This window comes from Iamia sp. (assembly GCF_035575815.1).
Lineage (GTDB): Bacteria > Actinomycetota > Acidimicrobiia > Acidimicrobiales > Iamiaceae > Iamia.
The window spans coordinates 1-2,591 of record NZ_DATLXO010000149.1 but is presented as its reverse complement, the minus strand read 5'-3'; the positions used below and the strand labels follow the sequence as shown (position 1 = coordinate 2,591).

The following is a 2,591-nucleotide window of genomic DNA, read 5'->3' as shown; positions in this document are numbered from 1 at the left end:
GGGTCAAACGGCTACCGGTCCCGGGCCTTCAAGACCGAGCTGGCCAACCTGGCCGCCACCATCGGGCTGATCATCGCCGTGTGCCACATGCCGCCGGGCACCTCCAAGTGGAACAAAATTGGGCTCTCCTGACCCTGGTGTGGACGGCCGGAGTCCGGATTCTGTTGTGATTGGTGGCTGAGACAGCCGTTAGGGGTGTCCGCGCAGCGCGCACGGGCTGCAGCCAAGGTTCACGGCCTTCCACACCTACGAACCGGGAGACCGTCAGCCCGTGCGCGCCACCGCAGCATTGTGCGCCACGAGGCGCCGTGTGATCGAGCGGAGATGAAAGGACTCCGCCTTCGAGCTGTCGCAGCAGCCCGATGAAGCTGGGGGCAGCCTGAACCTGGAAGCGCAGGCGAGGGCGGGAGCAGCCCCGACAACGGCGGGACGGGTCAGCACCACCAGATGACCCGGGCCCGTCCAGCGAGACAGAAAGGCGCAACGAAAGTGAACCAGCGGTTGAACCCCCTCAAGCGTGGCACCGGCTCCAACCTGGTGGATGTGGGCCGGATCGCAGTGCACGCCGTCTGCGAAGGATGCGGGGGGCGACTCCGAAGCCGATTTAGTGCAGTCGGTGGGGAGGCCACGAGGAAGGCCTGCGGCGTACTCGTGGCGATGCTGCAGGGGAAGAGCTGGGCGCCGACCCTGACGAACGACACATGGTGAACGTGGGAACCATCCCCGGAGCCGCCCTCCCCGCTGCCCCGCCAGGGCGGCGGCGGGCAGGCCCGCTGTCGGCTGATGCCCGGGGATGGGGCGGAGGGTCCGTAGTAGTCCGAGGCCGGGAAAGCCGGCCACATGGCGAAGGGACCCAGCGAGCCAGCAGGACGGAACGGGAACGTCAGGAGGTCGCCGGTGAACACCGACGCTCCGTGGCCTGACCTCGACGAGGCCGAGACACGGGTACTGAGCATCCAGGCCAAACTGCACCAGTGGGCGACCGACCGCCCTGATCGTCGGTTCTGCGACCTGTTCAACCTCGTCACCGATCCCGCCTTCCTCGTGGTGGCATGGGATCGGGTCCGGGGCAACCGGGGGGCGCGGACGGCCGGGGTCGATGGGGTGGCACCTCGCTCCATCCTCTTTGGCAAGGAACGGTTCCTCACCGAGCTGCGAGACGATCTCAAAGCCGGGAGGCTCCAACCCCTTCCCGTGCGGGAGCGGATGATCCCCAAGGCGTCGGGCAAGCTCCGCCGCCTTGGCATCCCGACCGCACGCGACCGCACCGTGCAAGCCAGCCTGAAGCTGGTCCTCGAGCCGATCTTCGAGGCGGACTTCCACCCGTGCAGTTACGGGTTCCGCCCCATGCGCCGGGCACAGGACGCCATCGAGGAGATCCGTCACTTCGGGCGCCTCTCATATGAGTGGGTTCTGGAGGGCGACATCGAATCGTGCTTCGACGAAATCTCGCACCCGGCCCTCATGGACCGGGTGCGGGAACGAATCGGAGACAAGCGCGTCCTGAGCCTGGTGAAGGCGTTCCTCCGAGCCGGCGTCCTCTCCGGGGACGGCGTGGTGAGGGACACCAAGACCGGCACTCCCCAAGGCGGCATCCTCTCGCCGCTGCTGGCCAACATCGCCCTCTCGGTCCTCGACGAGCACTTCGCCGAGGCGTGGAGGACGACCATGGCAACCGACCTCGATCGGGCGCGACGCCGCCGTCGCGGAGAACCCATGTACCGGCTTATGAGGTACGCGGACGACTTCGTGGTGATGGTGTCGGGAACCAAGGCGCAAGCCGAGGGCCTGAAAGAGGAGGTGGCGGCGGTGCTCTCCACGGTGGGCCTACGCCTGGCCGAGGAGAAGACGGGGGTGTCACACATCGACGAGGGTCTCGACTTCCTCGGCTACCGCATCCAGCGGAAGGCCAAGAGGGGGTCGAACAAGGCGTTCGTCTATTCCTGGCCGTCGAAGAAGGCGCTCGCCTCGATCATGGCCAAGGTGAAGGCGATCACACGGCAGGGGACGAACAATCCGCTCTCCGACCTCCTGCGCCAACTCAATGCGGCGCTGCGAGGCTGGGCCATGTATTTCCGGCACGGCGTGTCGAAGCAGACCTTCAACTACCTGAACCACTACACGTGGCACAGGGTGGTCGGATGGCTCCGCCGCAAGCATCGTCGGGCCACGTGGAAGTCCCTGCGATGGCGCTACCTGGCAGACAGGCTGGTGCCCGAGCACGACGGTGTGCGTCTCTTCGACACCGGGGCGGTGCCGATCATTCGATACCGCTACCGGGGAACGAAGATTCCTTCGCCGTGGGACGGGTGGACCAAGGCGACGGCTGGCGGCTGAGCCATGGGCTCGTGGAGAGCCGGATGCGGTGGAAGCCGCACGTCCGGTTCGGGATGCGGGCCGGGGAAACGGACCAGCCGAGATGCTGGCACTGCGCCCCGGCCCGACCTCACTAAGCGCCTCGTGCGCCTCGACGACGTCAACGTCACCGCCGTGGAGTTCTTGGCGACCATGGTGGTGGTCACCGTGGCCCTGCGCCGTCGTCGGCTCATATGCCCACACTGCTCGTATAAGACGCGCTGGCGCTACGACAC

Annotated in this window: 1 protein-coding gene and 1 pseudogene; both read left to right on the top strand. The window is 66.9% G+C overall.

Features of this window, described 5'->3' with window-relative positions; all coding sequences use genetic code 11:
• Positions 1 to 120, top strand: a pseudogene (locus VNL12_RS15850) (ISAzo13-like element transposase-related protein); the annotation flags it as partial.
• Positions 121 to 897: 777 nt separating this feature from the next.
• Positions 898 to 2,337, top strand: coding sequence for a group II intron reverse transcriptase/maturase (gene ltrA / locus VNL12_RS15845; protein WP_325595912.1), 1,440 nt, complete (start codon positions 898 to 900; stop codon positions 2,335 to 2,337).
• Positions 2,338 to 2,591: the final 254 nt, after the last annotated feature.